Origin of the sequence: Micromonospora mirobrigensis (genome assembly GCF_900091555.1) — a bacterium.
Classification (GTDB): Bacteria; Actinomycetota; Actinomycetes; order Mycobacteriales; family Micromonosporaceae; genus Micromonospora; species Micromonospora mirobrigensis.
In genome coordinates, this window is the sequence record NZ_FMCX01000006.1 from 44,126 (window position 1) to 61,770 (window position 17,645).

At 72.2% G+C, this 17,645-nt stretch carries 20 protein-coding genes, 1 tRNA gene and 1 other RNA gene; 19 read left to right on the top strand and 3 right to left on the bottom strand.

Annotated elements, in window-relative coordinates; translation table 11 throughout:
• Window positions 1-595: 595 nt before the first annotated feature.
• The 15 genes from GA0070564_RS19910 to GA0070564_RS19975 all read left to right on the top strand — a co-directional run bounded on the left by GA0070564_RS19910 (window position 596) and on the right by GA0070564_RS19975 (window position 10,961).
• Window positions 596-841, top strand: a complete 246-nt coding sequence (locus GA0070564_RS19910; protein ID WP_091610486.1) for a DUF6284 family protein — start codon at window positions 596-598, stop codon at window positions 839-841.
• Window positions 841-1,215: an RRQRL motif-containing zinc-binding protein gene (locus GA0070564_RS19915; protein WP_091610488.1), complete on the top strand. Its 375-nt coding sequence runs from the start codon at window positions 841-843 to the stop codon at window positions 1,213-1,215. The genes GA0070564_RS19910 and GA0070564_RS19915 overlap by 1 nt, the downstream gene beginning before the upstream one ends.
• On the top strand, window positions 1,212-1,886 hold the full coding sequence (locus tag GA0070564_RS19920) for an NUDIX domain-containing protein (protein ID WP_091610491.1): 675 nt from the start codon (window positions 1,212-1,214) through the stop codon (window positions 1,884-1,886). Before GA0070564_RS19915 ends, GA0070564_RS19920 begins: the two co-directional genes overlap by 4 nt.
• A complete protein-coding gene (locus tag GA0070564_RS19925; protein ID WP_091610494.1) occupies window positions 1,883-2,680 on the top strand; it encodes an ABC transporter permease in 798 nt (265 codons plus the stop codon). Before GA0070564_RS19920 ends, GA0070564_RS19925 begins: the two co-directional genes overlap by 4 nt.
• 1 nt (window position 2,681) lies before the next feature.
• Window positions 2,682-2,867, top strand: coding sequence for a hypothetical protein (locus tag GA0070564_RS19930; protein ID WP_091610496.1), 186 nt, complete (start codon window positions 2,682-2,684; stop codon window positions 2,865-2,867).
• A gap of 88 nt (window positions 2,868-2,955) precedes the next feature.
• Window positions 2,956-3,081: a hypothetical protein gene (locus tag GA0070564_RS30255; RefSeq protein ID WP_281182178.1), complete on the top strand. Its 126-nt coding sequence runs from the start codon at window positions 2,956-2,958 to the stop codon at window positions 3,079-3,081.
• Window positions 3,078-3,263 carry a hypothetical protein gene (locus tag GA0070564_RS19935; RefSeq protein ID WP_091610499.1) on the top strand — a complete coding sequence of 62 codons (186 nt, stop codon included), beginning with the start codon at window positions 3,078-3,080 and terminating at the stop codon, window positions 3,261-3,263. The genes GA0070564_RS30255 and GA0070564_RS19935 overlap by 4 nt, the downstream gene beginning before the upstream one ends.
• Window positions 3,256-5,475, top strand: a complete 2,220-nt coding sequence (locus GA0070564_RS19940) for a cell division protein FtsK (protein WP_091610501.1) — start codon at window positions 3,256-3,258, stop codon at window positions 5,473-5,475. Before GA0070564_RS19935 ends, GA0070564_RS19940 begins: the two co-directional genes overlap by 8 nt.
• A gap of 143 nt (window positions 5,476-5,618) precedes the next feature.
• Window positions 5,619-5,864 (top strand): hypothetical protein, encoded by a 246-nt coding sequence (locus tag GA0070564_RS19945; RefSeq protein WP_091610504.1) that lies wholly within the window; start codon window positions 5,619-5,621, stop codon window positions 5,862-5,864.
• A complete protein-coding gene (locus GA0070564_RS19950) occupies window positions 5,861-6,157 on the top strand; it encodes a hypothetical protein (protein WP_091610506.1) in 297 nt (98 codons plus the stop codon). The genes GA0070564_RS19945 and GA0070564_RS19950 overlap by 4 nt, the downstream gene beginning before the upstream one ends.
• Complete coding sequence (locus GA0070564_RS19955) at window positions 6,154-6,456, top strand: hypothetical protein (protein WP_091610509.1); 303 nt, start codon at window positions 6,154-6,156, stop codon at window positions 6,454-6,456. The genes GA0070564_RS19950 and GA0070564_RS19955 overlap by 4 nt, the downstream gene beginning before the upstream one ends.
• A gap of 38 nt (window positions 6,457-6,494) precedes the next feature.
• Window positions 6,495-7,487, top strand: coding sequence for a bifunctional DNA primase/polymerase (locus GA0070564_RS19960; protein WP_091610512.1), 993 nt, complete (start codon window positions 6,495-6,497; stop codon window positions 7,485-7,487).
• Window positions 7,484-9,043 (top strand): hypothetical protein, encoded by a 1,560-nt coding sequence (locus tag GA0070564_RS19965; protein ID WP_091610514.1) that lies wholly within the window; start codon window positions 7,484-7,486, stop codon window positions 9,041-9,043. Before GA0070564_RS19960 ends, GA0070564_RS19965 begins: the two co-directional genes overlap by 4 nt.
• A 480-nt stretch (window positions 9,044-9,523) precedes the next feature.
• On the top strand, window positions 9,524-9,733 hold the full coding sequence (locus GA0070564_RS19970) for a helix-turn-helix domain-containing protein (RefSeq protein ID WP_091610517.1): 210 nt from the start codon (window positions 9,524-9,526) through the stop codon (window positions 9,731-9,733).
• Between the two features lie 16 nt (window positions 9,734-9,749).
• Window positions 9,750-10,961 (top strand): tyrosine-type recombinase/integrase, encoded by a 1,212-nt coding sequence (locus tag GA0070564_RS19975; RefSeq protein ID WP_091610520.1) that lies wholly within the window; start codon window positions 9,750-9,752, stop codon window positions 10,959-10,961.
• Window positions 10,962-11,003: 42 nt separating this feature from the next.
• Here the strand turns inward: GA0070564_RS19975 and GA0070564_RS28975 are convergent, their stop codons facing one another.
• Window positions 11,004-11,492 (bottom strand): hypothetical protein, encoded by a 489-nt coding sequence (locus GA0070564_RS28975; RefSeq protein ID WP_141714823.1) that lies wholly within the window; start codon window positions 11,490-11,492, stop codon window positions 11,004-11,006.
• A gap of 748 nt (window positions 11,493-12,240) precedes the next feature.
• Window positions 12,241-12,325, bottom strand: a tRNA-Ser gene (locus GA0070564_RS19980).
• An 82-nt stretch (window positions 12,326-12,407) separates the two neighbouring features.
• Here GA0070564_RS19980 and ffs point away from each other — a divergent pair.
• Both ffs and GA0070564_RS19990 read left to right on the top strand, forming a co-directional pair.
• Window positions 12,408-12,497: signal recognition particle sRNA small type (ffs, locus tag GA0070564_RS19985), an RNA gene on the top strand.
• Between the two features lie 107 nt (window positions 12,498-12,604).
• Window positions 12,605-15,229, top strand: coding sequence for a DNA polymerase III subunit gamma and tau (locus GA0070564_RS19990; RefSeq protein ID WP_091610522.1), 2,625 nt, complete (start codon window positions 12,605-12,607; stop codon window positions 15,227-15,229).
• A 9-nt stretch (window positions 15,230-15,238) separates the two neighbouring features.
• On the opposite strand, the gene GA0070564_RS19995 is transcribed toward GA0070564_RS19990, so the two are convergent.
• Window positions 15,239-16,297, bottom strand: coding sequence for a DUF2332 domain-containing protein (locus GA0070564_RS19995; RefSeq protein WP_091610525.1), 1,059 nt, complete (start codon window positions 16,295-16,297; stop codon window positions 15,239-15,241).
• Window positions 16,298-16,459: 162 nt separating this feature from the next.
• Here GA0070564_RS19995 and GA0070564_RS20000 point away from each other — a divergent pair, with 162 nt between their 5' ends.
• Both GA0070564_RS20000 and recR read left to right on the top strand, forming a co-directional pair.
• Window positions 16,460-16,768, top strand: a complete 309-nt coding sequence (locus GA0070564_RS20000; RefSeq protein ID WP_218104976.1) for a YbaB/EbfC family nucleoid-associated protein — start codon at window positions 16,460-16,462, stop codon at window positions 16,766-16,768.
• Window positions 16,769-16,775: 7 nt separating this feature from the next.
• Complete coding sequence (recR, locus tag GA0070564_RS20005; RefSeq protein ID WP_091610528.1) at window positions 16,776-17,369, top strand: recombination mediator RecR; 594 nt, start codon at window positions 16,776-16,778, stop codon at window positions 17,367-17,369.
• Window positions 17,370-17,645 lie beyond the last annotated feature (276 nt).

The following is a 17,645-nucleotide window of genomic DNA, read 5'->3' on the forward strand; positions in this document are numbered from 1 at the left end:
ACGGTGATCCGAGCTAGTCGGCGGAAGTGCCTCGGCGCGGTCGCCCGGCCTGCCACTGCTGGATGGTCTTCGGTCGCCAGGCAGGCGACCGACCGAACATGCGGTCCGGCGCGGGCGCCTGGCCGCGGGACACGTACGAGGCCCAGGTGGCACGGCTGATCGGCACACCTACCGACGCCAGGTAGGTGCGAACGTGCTCGGTGGTCCACCAATCGCCGGGCAGCTCGGTAGCAGTCATCAGTACAAGCCTACGCGGCAGAGGTGCTTGCGCGAATACAACGTCGCGCTGTACCTTGCGAATACAACGCCAAGTTGTAAAGCCGGATGGTTCGGGGTACGGCGGCACACCGTTGCCGCACGCCCACGAACCGCCGCGAGCTGCACGTTCATTGAGAACTCCACAGCGACAGGAATGAGTGCGCGTGGGTCGCCGAGCGGCATCCCTGCCATGAGCCACCTGGTGGCCGACCCCGGTAGATCCCGGGCGAGCGGGGCGAGCGGAGCGGGTCACGCGCATTGCACCACCTGCCTCGGTGCGGCCCTTGGCCGCGGCCCGAGGCGTATCCCGCGTCATCGACCTGTCCCGGAGGTTCCCGTGAGGAAGCACCTCGCACCCATCACCGCCGAGCCGGCCGCCGAAGACTTGGCCGCCATCGAGGCGGAGTGGCCGCTGATCGCGGCCGAGCTGGACGTGCTCGACGCCGAAATCACCCTGCTCTACGCCGAGGACCACGGCGGCCCGACCGCGCTGGACTGGCGGCGGTTGCGCCGGGCCGAGTCCCGCGTCATCCGCGCCGCCGCTGACCTGACCACCCGCACCGGCCCGCGTCGCGCGGCCTGATGTCCCGTATCCGCGCCGCCTACTGGGATCCGGACGGAGCGACGTTCGGCATCCCGACCTTCTGGTGGCGGGGTGCCCCGCCCGGCTACGCCACCCGCCGCCAACTGCGTGCCGCCGGCCTGCGGCCTGGCGGTCAGCCGATCGCCGCTCAGGTGCTCTGGCAAGGCGTCGGTGGTACCCGTGCCGCCTACCTCTACCGGGTCGACCTGGCCCGCCCGAAGCGCACCGCCACTACCGCCCAACTCCGCGCCATCCGGGCCGCCCTGCTGGCCCGCCGTACCTGCCCGACCTGCCGGCAGGTGTGCAGCTACTACATCCCGCGCTCGCTCGGCGAGTGCACCGACTGCGCCTACCCACAGGAGGCCGCCGCATGATCCCCCGCACCTACACCGACCCGTCCGTGCTGGCCGGCATCACGTCCGGCGAGCCGTGGGCCGACCCGGAGATGGACCCGACCCGCATCGACTGGCCCGCCCGGCAGGCCGCCGCCGCGATCCCGTTCCGCGTGGTCGACGGCCGTCCGGTCAACCCTTGCGAGTCGACCGGCATCCGGTACGGCCGCAACCAGCTCGGCCACTGGGGCGAGCAGGTTTGCGCCGACGCCCTCGTGTCGCTCTACGACTACAACCGGCACCGCTGGATCGTGATGGTCGAGCGCAGCGACGGCCACGGATGGGCGCTGCCCGGCGGCTACGTCGACCCCGGCGAGACCCCGGCCGACGCCGCCGTACGGGAACTGGCCGAGGAAACCGGCCTGATCCTGCGCCACCAGCGCTGGCACCTCTCGCCGCCGCGCTACGTACCCGACCCCCGCGCCAGCGACGAGGCGTGGATGGTCACCGTCCTGGCCCGCACCTGGCTCGGCCACTTCCACCGCACCGACTTCCCGCCCGTCACCGGCACCGACGACGCCCGCCAGGCGCTATGGCTGCCCGCCGACGACTACGACGTGCTCGCCGACTACCTCGCCGACGCCCACCACGGCCGCGTGTTCCCCGCCCACCGTGACCTGCTCACCACCGAACTGGACGAGGTGACCCGATGACCGCCCCCACCATCAACGGCACCCGCTACCCGCAGCCCATCGACGCGCTGCTACCCGCAGCCCGCGCCCTGGACCTGCCCGAGGGCGAGACGTTCCCCTCGCGGAACCGGCTCATGCGCGAGTTCCGCATCGGCGCACCCAAGGCCGGGGAACTGCTCGCCCTGCTCAAGACCGAGGCCGCCGCGCCGGCCGACACCGCCGAGCCGGCCGCCACGGACCCGGCCCTCACCCGGCCGGAGCCCGAGCCCGCCGCGCCGGCCGAGCCGGACCCCACGCCCGCGCCGGAGATCACGCCCGCCGAGCGGCCGACCGAGGCCAGCACGGTCAGTCGCCCGGACACGCCCACACCGACCGCACCGCCCGCGCCGCCTCGGTCGGCAGTGGCGTGGCCGGTGATCCTGCTCGCGCTGCCCGCGTTCGTGGCCATCTGGTCCGGGTGGGTAGGCCTCGGCGAACTCACCGGATTCGGCATCGTGCACCCGCTGCCAGGCATCTGGGACAGCTTCTCCATCAACTCGGCGATCACTCTGCCGATCGGGGTGGAGACCTACGGCGCTTACGCCCTCTACGTGTGGCTGTCCGGCCGAGTGCCGGACCGGGCACGCCGGTTCGCCCGCTGGTCTGCCATCGCCTCGCTGCTGGTCGGCGCGCTCGGCCAGGTCGCCTACCACCTGCTCGCCGCCGCCGGCATCACCTCGGCCCCGTGGTGGATCACCACCGCCGTGGCCTGCCTCCCCGTCGCGGTGCTCGGCATGGGCGCCGCACTGGCCCACCTCGTGCGAGAGGACCACTGACATGGCCAAGAAGCTGATCAGCCGCGCCGTTAACGCGCTCACCCGCTGCCCCGCCTGCAAAGGCTCGGGGAAGGTCGCGCACTACCGGCAGGGCTGCAACGAGGTCATCCAGAACGGCCGGACCGTCGCCGAGACCGACTGCACGGTCATGAAGACCTGCGACACCTGCGGCGGCACCGGCCGCTAGCTCTACCCGGCGGCGCGGCCCCTGGCTTCCCAACCTGCGCCGCGCCGCCGGCCCTCCCGTCAGCCGCATGACCTCAGGAGAGGCACCCATGATCCCCCGACGCGCACCCAACCCGCACTCCCGCACCGTCCTGCTCCCGTGCGGCAAGCACTACGCCACCTTGTGGGGCAACGCCACCCCGCCCACGACCTGCGCCGACTGCGATCGCCGGTGAGCACCCCGAAGCGGTCGACCGCCGCGAAGTCCTCGCCGAGCGAGGACGTGTTCAAGGGCTTCCGCACCTCACGCGGCGGCTTCACCGGCACTGCCAAGGGCGGCGGCCGGATCTGGAACGAGAACGAGCACCGCCCGACCTCCCGCACCCCCGCGACCCGCAAGGAGGCCCGCCGTGGCTAACCCTCACCCCCACGATGACGACCGTTTCGACTGGCAGGCCGCAGAGAACGACCTGACCGGCCCGGATGCCGAGGTGGTGGACCTGGACGCCGCCCGGTCCCGCCGCGACGGCACCGACCCCGGCGATGACCTGGACGACGACAACCCGACCGGCGGGCCGGTGCTGGTCGACAGCATCGACGCGCAGCGACGCCCGCGGTTCACCCTCGCCGGCTTCCGGGACGCGCAGCGCCGGCCGATCCTGCCGGGGTGGCTACGCTCCCGATCCGAGTTCACCGGCAACCTGACCTGGGCCACCGGCCTGGCCGGGCACGGGGTGCTCTACCACGGGCTGCGGGTGCCGAAGTACGCCGGGAAGTTGGCCTGGCGCGCCCCGGCCGGGCTGGGCCGGGTGGTCGGCGGGTACGGCCGCTGGCTGTTCGACCTGGAAGCCGAGCCGGTCCGGCAGGCCGTGGTCCGCGCCGCCGTCACCCGCCCGGAAGAGGCCAAGACCTACGAAACCCTCGCGCGGCGCCGGGACCGGCGGGTGCGCTGGCGTGGCCTGACCGCCGTCGCCCTCGCCCTGGTGCTGCTGGCCGGGGTCGGGGTGCTGCTGGCCGCGCCGCCTGGCGTCCAGATTGCCGCCCTCGCCGTGGCCCTGCTGGTGTTCGGGGTGCTCGGCGCGCCGGCCGATCGGCCGTTGCTCGATACCGCCGTGGTCCGCGCCCCGGTTACCCCGCTGACCTCGGACGAGGTGGTGCGCGCCCTGGCCGCGCTGAACATCCCGGGCATCAACCAAGCGCTGCGGCGCGGGGACACCGGGAAGCGGTGGTTCCCGGCACCGATCACCCGGGAGAACGGCACCGGGTGGCGCGCCGACGTGGAGCTGCCGCGCGGCGTCACCGCCTCGGCCGTGGTGGAAAAGCGCGAGGAACTGGCCGCCGCCCTCACCCGCCCGCTCGGCTGCGTGTGGCCCGAGGCCAACGCCGAGATCCACCCCGGCCGGCTCGTGCTGTTCGTCGCCGACAAGGACATGAGCCGGTCCAAGCAGAACCCGTGGCCGCTGCTCAAGTCCGGTGCGGTGGACCTGTTCAAGCCGTTCCCGTTCGGCACCGACCCACGCGGCCGGGCCGTAACGCTCACGCTGATGTTCGCGTCGATGATCGTCGGGTCGATCCCGCGCATGGGCAAGACGTTCTCGCTGCGGCTGGCGATGCTCGGCGCAACGTTGGACCCGCGCGCGTGGGTGCTGGCGTTCGACCTCAAGGGCACGGGCGACCTGTCGCCTCTTGAGCCGGTCTGCCACCGCTACCGGGCCGGTGACGAAGACGAGGACATCGCCTACGGCCTGGCCGCCATGCGGGAGATCCGCACCGAGCTGCGCCGCCGCACGAAGGTCATCCGGGAACTGCCGCGTGACCTGTGCCCCGAGAACAAGGTCACCCCCGACCTGGCCAGCACGAAGCGCCTCGGGTTGCAGCCCATCGTGATCGGGGTGGACGAGTGCCAGGTGTGGTTCGAACACCCGAAGTACGGCGACGAGTTCGAAGAGATCTGCACCGACCTGATCAAGCGCGGCCCGGCCGCCGGGATCACGCTGATCCTGGCCACCCAGCGCCCTGACGCCAAGAGCCTGCCCACCGGCATCAGCGCCAACGCGGTGCTGCGGTTCTGCCTCAAGGTCATGGGCCACACCGAAAACGACATGGTGCTCGGCACGTCGATGCACAAGAGCGGCATCAAGGCCACCATGTTCAGCCGGCGTGACCGGGGCATCGGCTACCTCGCCGGTGAGGGCGACGATCCGACGATCACCCGCACGTTCTACATCGACGGGCCGACCGCCGAGCAGGTCGTCCGCAGGGCGAGGGCGCTGCGGGAGAAGGCCGGCACCCTCACCGGCCACGCCGCCGGGCAGGTAGTCGACACCACGGCGGTGCGGCGGGACACCCTGTTGGACGACATCGCCGCCGTCATGTCCGACACCGAGGCCAAGTTGTGGTCCGAGGTGGTCTGCGACCGGCTCGCCGGCCTGCGACCCGAGATCTACGCCGGCCTCACCCGTGAGCAGTTGACCGCCGCGCTCAAGCCCTACGGCGTGACCACCGGGCAGGTGTGGGGCACCGACCCCGACACCGGCAAGGGCGCCAACAGGCGCGGCATCGACCGCGCGCACATCCTCACCGCGATCACCAAGCGTGACCGCGACCACGGCGGCCGGGCCGCCGGCTAGCCCTACCGATCGCCGCTAGGTCTAGCGGCAAGCCCCGCTAGACCTAGCGGCACCACTAGCAACCAATTCGAAACCTGATCAGCGCCCTAGTCCCTAGCGGCGTCGACTCTGCACACCCTGAAACGGTCCTCAGGAGGCGATCCGTGGTCACCCTCGTCCTGCTAGCTAGCCTCGCCCTCGCCGGTTACGCACTGTCATACCTGGCGCTGTGCTACGCCAAGCCGTTCGGCCGCTGCCGCCGCTGCAAGGGAGCCGGCCAGCGCCCCGGACTGATCATCCGCCGCCTCACCCGCGAGTGCCGCCGCTGCGGCGCGACCGGCAAGCGCGTGCGCGTCGGCCGCCGGCTGATCGAGCACGTCCGCACCGAGTACCGGGCCGGGCAGCAGTGACCGGCCGGCAGCGCGACGGTCACACCGACTGGTGCGCCGGGGGTCACCGCTGCGGCCTCGGCGAGCACCGCTCCGAAGAGATCGTGATCGACCTTCCCGGCCACGGCCGCGCCGTCCTCGTCCGCGTCCGCACCGCCGCCGGCCGGGAGCACGCCGAGGTCCGCGTCCGCGTCGCCCTGGCCGCCGCCGAGCTGCCCGCCCGCCGACAGCTGGTTGGGCTGCTCGGCGACCTGCGCCAGGCCGTCACCCGCGCCGCGATCGCCGCCCGGCCTCGACCGAGGCGGGCTGCGTGACGCCCGCGCCGCGCCGCGACGGCGCATCACCCCGCGACCCTCACCTCACCGGCGGCCTCGAAGTCTGGCTCACCGGCACGCTGGCCGAGCTGAACGCCGCCACCGCCGCCCTGGCCGCAGCCGGCCGGGTGGTTCAGCACGGCACCCGCCGGCCGCTGACCGGTGCCGACGCCGGCCGCCACCGGCTCTACCTGCGCCTCACCGTCGCCGCCGCCAAGCAGCCGACCCGCGCCCCGGATGCCTCGCGTGGGGCGCTGATCGACCTCGACTCCGCCCGCGCCCATCGCCGGCCCGCCTAACCGCCGGCTCTCGGCTCGACCCCGGACAGGAGTTCCCTATGTCTGACCTGCTCGCCGCCGCGCTCGCCCATGCCGCGCGCGGCTGGCACATCTTCCCCCTGCGGCCCGATGACAAGCGGCCCGCGTTCCCTGACCACACTGCCGACGACTGCGTCGGCCGCGACCCGCGCTGCCGCGACGGGCACGTCGGTTGGGAGCAGCGCGCTACCACCGACCCGGATCGCATCCGCCGTGCCTGGTCGCGCCGCCCTTACGGCGTCGGCGTCGCGTGCGGCCCGTCCGGTCTGGTGGTGGTCGACCTGGATGTGCCCAAGCACCTCGGCGACACCCCGCCGCCCGAGTGGGCAGGGGTGTGCGACGGATGGGGCGTGTTCGCCGCCCTCGCGGCTCGGCACGGCACCCCGCTCGACCCGTTCGACGGCTTCGGCCCGGACGCCGGCCCTCGCACCGGCATCGACGCCACCTACACCGTGGGCACCGGCAGCGGCGGCACCCACCTCTACTACCGCCACCCGACCAGCGGTCCCGCCCTGCGCAACACCACCGGTGACCGGGGCGGCCTCGGCTGGAAGGTCGACACCCGCGCCCACGGCGGTTACGTCGTCGCCGCCGGGTCGACGGTCGCCGGCCGCCCCTACGCCGTCGCCCTGGACTACGAGCCCGCGCCGCTGCCCGGGTGGCTGGCCGGGCTGCTCACCCCCGCCCTGCGACCGGCCCGGCGGGCAGCCGCGGTGACCCTGCCGGCCGACCGACACGGCCGGTACGTCGCTGCTGCGATCCGCCGTCAGGTCGCCCACCTTGCCGCCGCCACCGAAGGGCAGCGCAACCACGCGCTGTTCGCCTCGGCCGTGGCGCTCGGCCAGCTGGCCGCCGGGGGAGCGCTCACCGACGACGACGTCACGGCCGTCCTGGAACCGGTCGCCCTGTCGGTCGGGCTGCGGCCCGGCGAGGTGGCCCGGACGATCGCCTCCGGGCTGCGGGTCGGCGCGCGGCAGCCTCGCTACTTGGCCGACCTGGGGAGGGTGGCATGAGCGAGCGGTTGCAGATCGGTAGCGGCCCGGAAACCATCCGGGTGCTGAAAGCGGCCCTGACTGATGGGCTGCTGCCCGACACCTACGTCTCGGCCGGGTCGCTGGTGCACATGGAAGCCGTGTCCGGCGGCCTGGCCACCGCCGCCGACGAGGACTCGCCGCTGCCGGTGTCGGCCAGCGTCGTCACCCCCGCCGGGCTGGCGGGGCTGCTCGCCGAGCACGCCTACGTCTACCGGCTCAAGACCCGCAAGAGCGACACCGGCGACCCCGAGGTCTTCGAAGAGGAAGTCACCCCGCCCCGGGACACCCTCGCATCGGTGCTGGCCGGGAAGACGTGGCCGGGGGTGGCGCCGCTGCGCGGCATCATCGGCGCACCGGTGCTGCGCCGTGACGGCACCCTGTTGCAGCAACCTGGCTACGACAAGGCCACCGGCCTCTATCTCGCCTCCAAAGTCGCCCTGCCCCCGGTGCCCGACGAGCCCACCGCCGATCAGGTGGCCGAGGCCCGCACGTTCCTGCTCGGCCGGTTCCTGCGCGACTTCCCGTGGGCGTCGGCGGCGGATCGGGCGAACTATGTGGCGCTGCTGGCCACGCCGATCCTGCGGCACTTCACCCGCTCGCTGACGCCCTTCGCGCTGATCGACGCGACCATGCCGTCATCCGGCAAGACGATCCTGACCGCCGGTCCCGGGATGCTCTACGGCCAGCGCGTGATGACCTGGGCCTACTCGGATGAAGAACTGCGCAAGTCCATCACCGCCGTGCTGGCCGAGCAGGTCGGCGTGGTCATCTGGGACAACCTCGCCGAGGGCAGCGTCATCGACTCGGCCGTGCTCGCCCAGCTCGTCACCAGCGGCGTGTGGTCCGACCGGCAGCTCGGCGCGTCGCGGAACATCGCCACCGTCAACGACCGGCTGTGGATGGCCACCGGCAACAACCTGCAAGTCGGCGGAGACATGGCCTCCCGCACCGTCCGCGTGCACCTCGACCCGGACATGCCCCGCCCGGAACTGCGCGACCAAACCGGATTCGGCATCCCGCACCTCGACCAGTGGATCACCGACCCGACCAACCAACTCACCGTCCTATGGCACCTGCTCGTGCTGGTGCTCGACTGGACTCGCCAAGGAGCGCCCAAGGTGTCCGGGCTGTCGATGCGGCAGTTCACCCCGTGGGCGCAAGCCCTCGGCGGATTCCTGCACCACCACGGCATCGACGGGTTCCTCACCAACGCCGCCGACATCCGCGAGATCGACGAAGACGAAACGCGCTGGCGCGCGTTCCTCACCACCTGGCACGACCGCCACGGCGGCCGAGCGGTCACCGCCGCCGACCTGCGCCGCGACGCCGAGCCGGTGCAGCTCGGCAGCGACGTCCATGACCCGTGGGATGGGCAGTTCATCACCACCCACAACGGCCGCCTACCCAACCCCCTGCAACTCGGCCGCATGCTCACCGGACAAGCCGGACGCTGGCGCGGCAACCACGTCATCCGCGCCGGCCGCAACGACCGAGGCGACCGCGCCGTCTTCTGGGTCGAGCACCACGACGGATGAAAACCGCTGAACCATCTCCGCATCTCCGCAACGCCGCACTAACCAGCCACCACCAGCGGAAATACTCTGCGGAGATCAGAGCATCAGGGACTATCGATCTCCGCATCTCCGCACCCTGCTGCGGAGATGAACCCCGATTGCGGAGATAGCCCCTCAGTCGGACTCCGCATCTCCGCAAGCATTCACCCAGCTCACAGCCATGTTTGCGGAGATGCGGAGATGCGGAGATGGTTCAGCCCCTCCCACAACGAGCGCCCACCACCGCGACCAACCCGCGTAGGCCGGCCCGCTGAGAGCCCCTGAGCCGCACCGGCCCATGCCATCACCCCGGCCCACCCGAAATCTTGCCCCCACGGCGCTCACAGCCGGCCGCTCTAACGGTCTCCATCGATGCGCCTGTCACACCTAGCAACTGACCCTCGCCCGACGAGAACGCCCGCCACCGGCGCTCTCAACCCACCGGAACCACGGGGAGAAGCCGTGCCCACGCCAGACAACCGCGTCGTCCTGACCATCGAAGAAGCCGCCCAACGACTCGGCATCGGCCGCACCACCATGTACGCCCTCATCAAGACCGGCCAAATCCGCACCGTCACCATCGGCCGCCTCCGCCGCGTCCCCACCTTCTGCCTCGACGAGTACGTGCAGAACCTGCTCACCAAACCGACCCACCTCGACCACGCCGCCTGACGAAAGGAGCCAGCCGATGGGGCGCAAGCCGAACGGTGCATCGAGCATCTACAAGGGCGGTGACGGCTATTGGCACGGTCGCGTCACGGTCGGGGTGAAGGACAACGGCAAGCCGGACCGGCGGCATGTTCAGGCGAAGACCGAGGCCGAGGTGATCCGCAAAGTCCGGGCGTTGGAACGCGAGCGCGACCACGGCACCGTGCGGAAGCCGGGGCAGCGCTGGACGGTCGAGAAGTGGCTGACGCACTGGGTCGAGAACATCGCCGGCCCGGTGGTTCGCACGAACACCCTCGACGGCTACCGGGTGGCCGTCCGCCGGCACCTGATCCCCGGCGTCGGCGCCCACCGCCTCGACCGCCTGGAGCCGGAGCACCTGGAGAAGCTGTACGCCCGGATGATGGCTAACGGCAGTGCGGCCGGCACCGCCCACCAGGCGCACCGAACGATTCGTACGGCGCTCGGCGAAGCGGTGCGCCGCGGGCACCTCGCTCGGAATCCCGCCGCGCTGGCCAAGCCGCCGCGCCTCCCGGATTCCGAGGTGCAGCCGTACTCCGTTCCGGAGGTGCAGGCGATCCTCCGCGCGGCGGCTTCGCGGAGGAACAGCGCCCGGTGGGCGGTAGCGCTGGCCCTCGGTCTGCGCCAGGGTGAAGCGCTCGGCCTGAAGTGGCCAGACGTGGATTTGGACAACGGCACCCTGACTGTGCGCCGCGCGCTTCTCCGGCCGAAATGGCGGCACGGCTGCGACGGGAAGTGCGAGCAGAAGTTGCCCGGCCAGTGCCCGGACCGGGCGAACGAACGTCCGGTAGCGGCGGACACCAAATCCCGCGCCGGCCGCCGCTCCATAGGACTGCCGGACGCGCTGGTGGAACTGCTCCGGCAGCACCGAAAGGAGCAGGACGCCGAGCGCGAAACCGCCGCCCAGCTCTGGCGCGATGAAGGCTGGGTGTTCGCCTCGCCGACCGGCGAGGCGATCCATCAGGCGACGGACTACGACGAATGGAAGCGGCTGCTCAAGCTCGCCGGAGTGCGGGACGGCCGGCTTCACGACGCGCGGCACACCGCCGCCACCGTGCTCCTGGTCCTCGGCGTCTCCGGCCGCGCCGTGATGGGCATCATGGGCTGGTCGAACTCTGCGATGGCCGTCCGGTACCAGCATATGACCGACCAGGTGCGTCGGGACATCGCCCAGCAGCTCGGTGGACTGCTCTGGGGAGAAGGCTCGAAATAGCTTGGTGGGCCGGTTTCGGCCGGCCCACCAGTTCACAGGATGTCAGACGGATCTTTCGGCGGTCTGTCGCCCGTAACTGTTGCCCTTTTTGGTTTCTCTGACTCGTTGGAGCTGTATTGCGTCTGCGACGGTGTATATTGGTCCGCTCTTGGTTCTGGCGACAGGTGGCGGGAACCATGCCTGCCTCGACAACTGCTGTACTCGCTGCCTGGAGACACCTAGCTGAATTGCAATCTCGGCCAGCGTCACGAGTTCTGGCACCTGTTCGGGCGTGCCGTCCGGGCGAACCGAAACTGAAAGCGGAATGATCTCCGCTTCCGCGACCCTCTGAATCCACTCCAGCGTCCGTGCGGCTTTGGACAGCGCAGACGACACTGTTTTGCGACGTAGCGTCTGGGTCGCCACTAGCGCAGCGCCATTTCGACGCTCCACGACTTTCCAGTCCAGCGGCAGTCTGTCGTTCCGCGCCTTGGACGCCCTGAGCGCTTGCGGTGTGCTGGAGAAAATTATCTCAATGATCCAGTCGTCCATGAACGGCACCTGATGCGTCGGTCCTTGTGCCATCAACTTACTCGGCGAGCCAGTAGCAAAGGAATCCCTGCATCACAGGCAAGCTAGTGAGGGTGAGCAGTTCGTCTCCAGTGCGCCGGTAGACCAGGTATGAAGCGGTGGTGGTAGCGACAGCAATGACAAAGTGTCTAACGGTTATTGGACGGCGTGGCCTCATGTTCCGGAGCCCCCAGAGGCCTTCCGAGTACTGTTCCAAGTCGCTAGGCTGCACTGTGGCTCCTTGCTTGCTGATGAGTAGGGAGCATGGCGGCGCCCGAGGGACGAGCTCGGGCGCCGCTTTCATTTTGCGGAAGGTTCTTGCCCAAATGACGCACAGTCTGTGCGACTGAGATGAAAGGGTCTCTGAGCTGCGGGGCCTACAGGTGGGCAGCTCTTGTCGGTGACAAGTAAAGGATTGTCGCCGACAACCCTTTACGTCCACCTCCCAACTTCAACGCCGGTAGGGGAGCCCACCACGGGGCCTCGCGGCGGGTGGGTTGGCGCTCCCAGTAGCTGTCCTGCCGGCGTTTGTGGTCCTTGCGGCGGCTCGGCGGGTTGCTCCGGGCGTCCAGGTGTCCTACCGCCCTCCCCTGGAGACCGGGCGAGCTTGCGGCCAGTCTGCCCGGACAGGCGGCAACTGAGACGACAACTGAGACGGCAGCGGCCGTGGAGACGATTCAGGGCCGGTCCCCGTGGGGGCCGGCCCTGACGTTCTTCCTGCTCAAGCGAGCGGAGGATACGAGATTCGAACTCGTGAGGGTGTTAACCCAACACGCTTTCCAAGCGTGCGCCCTAGGCCTCTAGGCGAATCCTCCGCGAGCCAGGATACAGGTACCCGGCGGCCGGGCCACCCCACCACCCCCTGAAGATCCACGCCGGGTCGGGTAGGCTTGGCGGCACCTCCCGTGCGGCGGTATCTCGTGAACCTCCCCAGGGCCGGAAGGCAGCAAGGATAAGCGAGCTCTGCCGGGTGCACGGGAGGCCTTTTTGTCTCCGGGCGCCGGTACCGTGACTGCGGGTCAGGTCACGGGGTGGTGGGTGGTCACCCGCGCCCGACCGGCGCAGAATGGCTCGGTCGAGAGGAGGCGGGACGCGTGACGCTGGCGCTCTACCGCAAATACCGGCCGCGCACCTTCGCCGAGATGATCGGCCAGGAGCAGGTCACCGAGCCGCTGTCCCAGGCACTGCGCAGCGGCCGGCTCAACCACGCCTACCTCTTCTCCGGCCCGCGGGGTTGCGGCAAGACCTCCAGCGCCCGGATCCTGGCCCGCTCGCTCAACTGTGAGCAGGGCCCCACCCCCGAGCCGTGCGGGCAGTGCGAGTCCTGCCGGGGGCTGGCCCCCGACGGCAGCGGGTCGATCGACGTCATCGAGATCGACGCGGCCAGCCACGGCGGCGTCGACGACGCCCGGGACCTGCGCGAGAAGGCGTTCTTCGCGCCGGCCCGCAGCCGCTTCAAGATCTACATCATCGACGAGGCGCACATGGTCTCGTCGGCCGGCTTCAACGCCCTGCTCAAGCTGGTCGAGGAGCCGCCGGAGTACGTCAAGTTCATCTTCGCCACCACCGAGCCGGAGAAGGTCCTCGGCACGATCAGGTCGCGGACCCACCACTACCCGTTCCGGCTGTTCCCGCCGAAGGTGGTCCGGCCGTACCTTGAGCAGTTGACCGAGGCGGAGGGGGTCAAGGTCGACCCGGCCGTCTTCCCGCTCGTGGTGCGCGCCGGTGCGGGCAGCATGCGGGACAGCCTCTCCGTGCTCGACCAGCTCATCGCGGGCGCCGGCCCGGAGGGGGTCAGCTACGCCCGGGCCGTCGCGCTGCTCGGCGTGACCGACTCGGCGCTGATCGACGAGATGTGCGACGCGCTGGCCGCCGGGGACGGCGCCGCCGCGTACGCCACCGTCGACCGGGTGGCCGAGGCCGGGCACGACCTGCGTCGGTTCGCCTCCGACCTGCTGGAACGGCTGCGCGACCTGATCGTCCTCCAGCAGGTGCCGGACGCCGCCGCCAAGGGTCTCATCGACGGCCCGGCCGACCAGATGGAGCGGATGGCCGCCCAGGCCCAGCGGCTCGGTCCGGCCACCCTGTCCCGGTGCGCCGACATCGTGCACAACGGGCTGGTCGAGATGCGCGGCGCCACCGCGCCCCGGCTGCTGATGGAGCTGATCTGCGCCCGGATGCTGCTGCCCGGTGCCGACGACTCGACCGGTGGGCTGCTCCAGCGCCTGGAACGCATGGAGCGCCGGCTCACCCTGGGTGGCGGCGAGCTGCCGCCGGCCGCCGCCGGGCCCGCGCCGGTCGCGCCCGCCCCGGAGGTACGCCAGCAGCCTCCCGCCCCGGCCGCGGCTGCCGCCGCGCCAGCCCCGGAGACCGCCGGCGAGCCGGCGGCTGCCGCACCCCCGCAGGCCGTCCCCGCGGCCGTCCCGTCCCAGGAAGCGACCGGCCCGTCCCACGGCTCGGCCGCCCATTCCCACGGCTCGGCCGCGCCGGCCGCGCCGGAGTCCGGCGCCCCGGCCCGCCGCCCGGTGCCGCCTTCGGCGGTGCTGCCCGACCCGGCGACCCCCGCCCCGCCCCGCCCCGGCGCGTCCGCCCCGGGCGCGCTGGACGCGGTTGCGGTCCGCCGGGCCTGGCCGGACATCGTGGCCAAGGTGAACCGGATCAAGAAGCCGGCGGCGGCGCTGATGCGGGACGCGGTGGTCCGCGACGTCGACGGCGACACGCTGGTGCTGACCGTCAAGTCGCCGGTGCTGGCGCAGATGATGGGCAACCAGACCTCTGTGCTGGCCGAGGCGCTGTACGAGGAGTTCGGTGTCCGCTGGCAGATCCGCTGCGAGGTGGCCGGCGAGCGGGGTGGCAGCACGCTCGGCGCCCCGGCGCCGTCGTCCGCGCCGGCCCGACCGGCCGCCCAGCCGCCTGCGGCTCCCGCCCAGCCGCCTGCGGCTGCCGCGCAACCGCCAGCGGCCCCCGTCCGGCCCGCTGCCGGTCACGACCAGCCCGGCGGCTCGGCCCGTCCCGACAGTGCCCGGGACGGCGGTGCTCGTAACGGCAGTGCCCCCACCGGCGGTGGCGACCCGTCGGGCGGCGGATCCGACGACGAGGACTGGCCCGAGCCGGCCCGACCCGGCGGCGACGGCGCTCCCCGCGCGGGGGCCCGGCCGGAGGGCGTTGCCGGCACGGCGGACGATGCCGGCGGTGACTGGCCGGAGGCGGCCCGCCCGGGTGGCTCGCCGACGAGCGCCCCGAACGGCGGTCCCGCAGGCAGCTCCGGCGCGCACCCGCCGGTCGCGGTCGACCCCGGTGTCAACCCGCCGACCGCGACCAACTCCGGCGGGAGCGCTGCGCCCGGATCCGGGTCGGCCCCGGCGGCACCGCGACGGCCGGCCAACGGCGCGCCGGTGAGCAGCGCGATCGCCGCCGCGCGGGCTGCCGCGGCGGGCGCCGGCAAGGGCGCGCGGACCGGTCCGGAGGCGCGTAGGACCGCCGACGCGGACTGGGCGGGGGAGCCGCCGTACGACCCGGACTTCGACGGGCCGCTGCGCGGCGGCCGGTCGGGCGGGCAGCCGGCCACCCCGGCCTACGAGGGCTTCGACCCGGGTGACGAGCCGCTCGACGTGGTGATCGACGAGCGGACCGCCCGGCAGTCCAGCGAGGAGCAGGCCGTGCAGCTGCTCCGGGAGGCGTTCGGCGCCGAGAAGATCGACGAGGTGGACGCCCGCTAGCCCGGCCGGTCAGACCGTCCAGGCGGGCAGGCCGTGCGGGTGGGCCCGGGCGAGCAGCCGGTCCGGGCCGGCACCGAGCCGGGCCCGCAGCTCGAAGTGCCGGCCGTCCGGGTCCGGCTCGAACGACAGGTACGCGAACGGCGCGCCACCGCCGGCCAGCCGGTCGATCTCCGCGTCGACCCGGCGCCACTCCGCCGCGGGCACGTACTGCCGCATCACCGAGTGCCACAGCACGGTGAGCGTGCCGGGCCGGGTGTCCAGCCCGGCGAGGAAGTCGGCGGCGCCCGCCGCCACCACCCGGGCGGGCAGCGCCCGGGCCAGCTCCAGCGCCCCGGCCAGCCGGGCGGCCCGGGCGGTGTTCTCCGGCCAGACGTACGCCCGCAGCGCCAGCGCGCCCTCCGCGCCGGCGGGGTCCAGCGGCGTCACGTCGCAGCCGAGCCGCTCGACCACGGTGACCTCGGGGTACGCCCGGGCGGCGGCCCGCAGCCAGCCGGGTACGCCGTCGCGCCACGCGTCGGGCAGCGGCACCGGGGAGTCGGCCGGCCCCCAGGCGAAGTCCGTCGCCGTCACCCGGAACCGGTCGGCGCGCAGGTTCAACCCGGCGCTCGCGCCGATCTCGACCAGGCGGACGGGCCGGTCACCCAGCTCGTCGATGGCGTGCAGCAGGCCGGCGAGGAGCAGGTTGGCCCGGCCGACCTCGTTGGTCTGCGGCGGGCGGCGCAGCCAGGGGCGCAGGGCGTCCCGTTGCGCGGCGACCACCGCCCGGAACGCGGCCCAGCAGTCCGCCGCGTCCCCGGCCCGGTACGCCCCGCCGGCGCTCGGATAGAACCGGGCCAGCTCGGGCGCCCGCCCGGTGAGCACCAGCGCGTGCACGCCCCCGAGCAGCCGCAGCGGGACGGCGGCGTCCAGCGGGGCGTCGGCGTACCCGTCGATGGCCTCGGCGCACGGCCCGCCGGCCCGGACGTCCGCCGCGGCGCGGACCAGCAGGTCGGCATAGCACCCGCCGCCCATGGCCGCGCAGGCCCGGGCCTGCCGTTCCATCACCTCGGCCGCCCGTTCGCCGGACATCCGCCACCTCCCCGTGTCGCCTTCCGTGATCATCGTCCCCGGGTCCGGCGATCCGGAAGTACCGTGCGGCGGCGAGCCTGCTCACAACGGCTAGGCTTGGCGACGGCCGAGCGGGACGAGTGCGAGAAGGAGCCATCCGTGCGCCCAGGTGGACAGCCGAACATGCAGCAGATGCTGAAGCAGGCGCAGAAGATGCAGCAGCAGATCGCCAAGGCGCAGGCCGAGCTCGCCGAGGCCGAGCTGACCGGCACCGCCGGCGGTGGCCTGGTCACCGCGACCGTCGCGGGCACCGGCGAGCTGAAGGCGATCAAGATCGATCCGAAGGCGGTCGACCCGGAGGACGTCGAGACGCTGGAGGACCTGGTCGTCGCGGCCGTGCACAACGCCGCCGAGGCGGCCCGCGAGCTGACCGAGAAGAAGATGGGCCCGGTCTCCGGCGGCATGGGCGGCCTCGGCCTGCCCGGGTTCTGAGCCGGCGGTGTACGAGGGCGCCATCCAGGACCTGATCGACGAGCTGGGACGGCTCCCGGGCGTCGGCCCGAAGAGCGCCCAGCGGATCGCCTTCCACGTCCTGTCCGCGGACCCGGCCGACGTCAACCGGCTGGCCGGCGCGCTGCGTAAGGTCAAGGACCTGGTCCGGTTCTGCACCACCTGCTACAACGTGTCCGAGTCCGAGCAGTGCCGGATCTGCCGCGATCCGCGCCGCACCGACGAGGTGCTCTGCGTGGTGGAGGAGCCGAAGGATGTCGTGGCGGTGGAGCGGACCGGCGAGTTCCGCGGCCGCTACCACGTGCTGGGCGGGGCGATCAATCCGCTCGAGGGCATCGGGCCGGACAATCTGCGCATCCGGGAGCTGCTGCTCCGGCTCGGCACCGGCGCGGTACGCGAGCTGATCCTCGCCACCGACCCGAACACCGAGGGTGAGGCGACGGCGACGTACCTCGCCCTGATGGTCAAGCCGATGGGGATCGCGGTCACCCGGCTGGCCAGCGGGCTGCCGGTCGGCGGCGACCTGGAGTACGCCGACGAGATCACCCTCGGCCGGGCCTTCGAGGGCCGGCGCGCCGTCTGAGGCGTACCCGATCGAGGCCGTGCGGCCGGTGCCGGACCCCGGCGCCGGCCGTTCGTCCGTTTCCGGCCCGGCGGCCGTGTCCACTGTGGGTTCTGACATGTGGACTTCGCTGGCGACTGTCGATGTAACAAATCGGTCAACCTGAAAGCTGGGCATTCCGCCCTAATTGCCGCTGGGTGTGACACCGATCTGTGCTCCGCGCACCGGTTAAGACACGATCCGGTACCAACCGCTTCGTCGGCAGTTTCCCGGCGGTCCGAACGGGGGCTAAGGTCA

What these genes read in the sequence shown, in the direction of transcription:
- GA0070564_RS19975 (WP_091610520.1), top strand. Translation starts at nt 9,750, where the DNA reads ATGGGGCGCAAGCCGAACGGTGCATCGAGCATCTACAAGGGCGGTGAC.
- GA0070564_RS19925 (WP_091610494.1), top strand. Translation starts at nt 1,883, where the DNA reads ATGACCGCCCCCACCATCAACGGCACCCGCTACCCGCAGCCCATCGAC.
- GA0070564_RS19915 (WP_091610488.1), top strand. Translation starts at nt 841, where the DNA reads ATGTCCCGTATCCGCGCCGCCTACTGGGATCCGGACGGAGCGACGTTC.
- GA0070564_RS19920 (WP_091610491.1), top strand. Translation starts at nt 1,212, where the DNA reads ATGATCCCCCGCACCTACACCGACCCGTCCGTGCTGGCCGGCATCACG.
- GA0070564_RS19930 (WP_091610496.1), top strand. Translation starts at nt 2,682, where the DNA reads ATGGCCAAGAAGCTGATCAGCCGCGCCGTTAACGCGCTCACCCGCTGC.
- GA0070564_RS19995 (WP_091610525.1), bottom strand. Translation starts at nt 16,297, where the DNA reads ATGTCCGGCGAACGGGCGGCCGAGGTGATGGAACGGCAGGCCCGGGCC.
- GA0070564_RS19960 (WP_091610512.1), top strand. Translation starts at nt 6,495, where the DNA reads ATGTCTGACCTGCTCGCCGCCGCGCTCGCCCATGCCGCGCGCGGCTGG.
- GA0070564_RS28975 (WP_141714823.1), bottom strand. Translation starts at nt 11,492, where the DNA reads ATGGACGACTGGATCATTGAGATAATTTTCTCCAGCACACCGCAAGCG.
- GA0070564_RS19965 (WP_091610514.1), top strand. Translation starts at nt 7,484, where the DNA reads ATGAGCGAGCGGTTGCAGATCGGTAGCGGCCCGGAAACCATCCGGGTG.
- GA0070564_RS30255 (WP_281182178.1), top strand. Translation starts at nt 2,956, where the DNA reads ATGATCCCCCGACGCGCACCCAACCCGCACTCCCGCACCGTCCTGCTC.
- GA0070564_RS20000 (WP_218104976.1), top strand. Translation starts at nt 16,460, where the DNA reads ATGCAGCAGATGCTGAAGCAGGCGCAGAAGATGCAGCAGCAGATCGCC.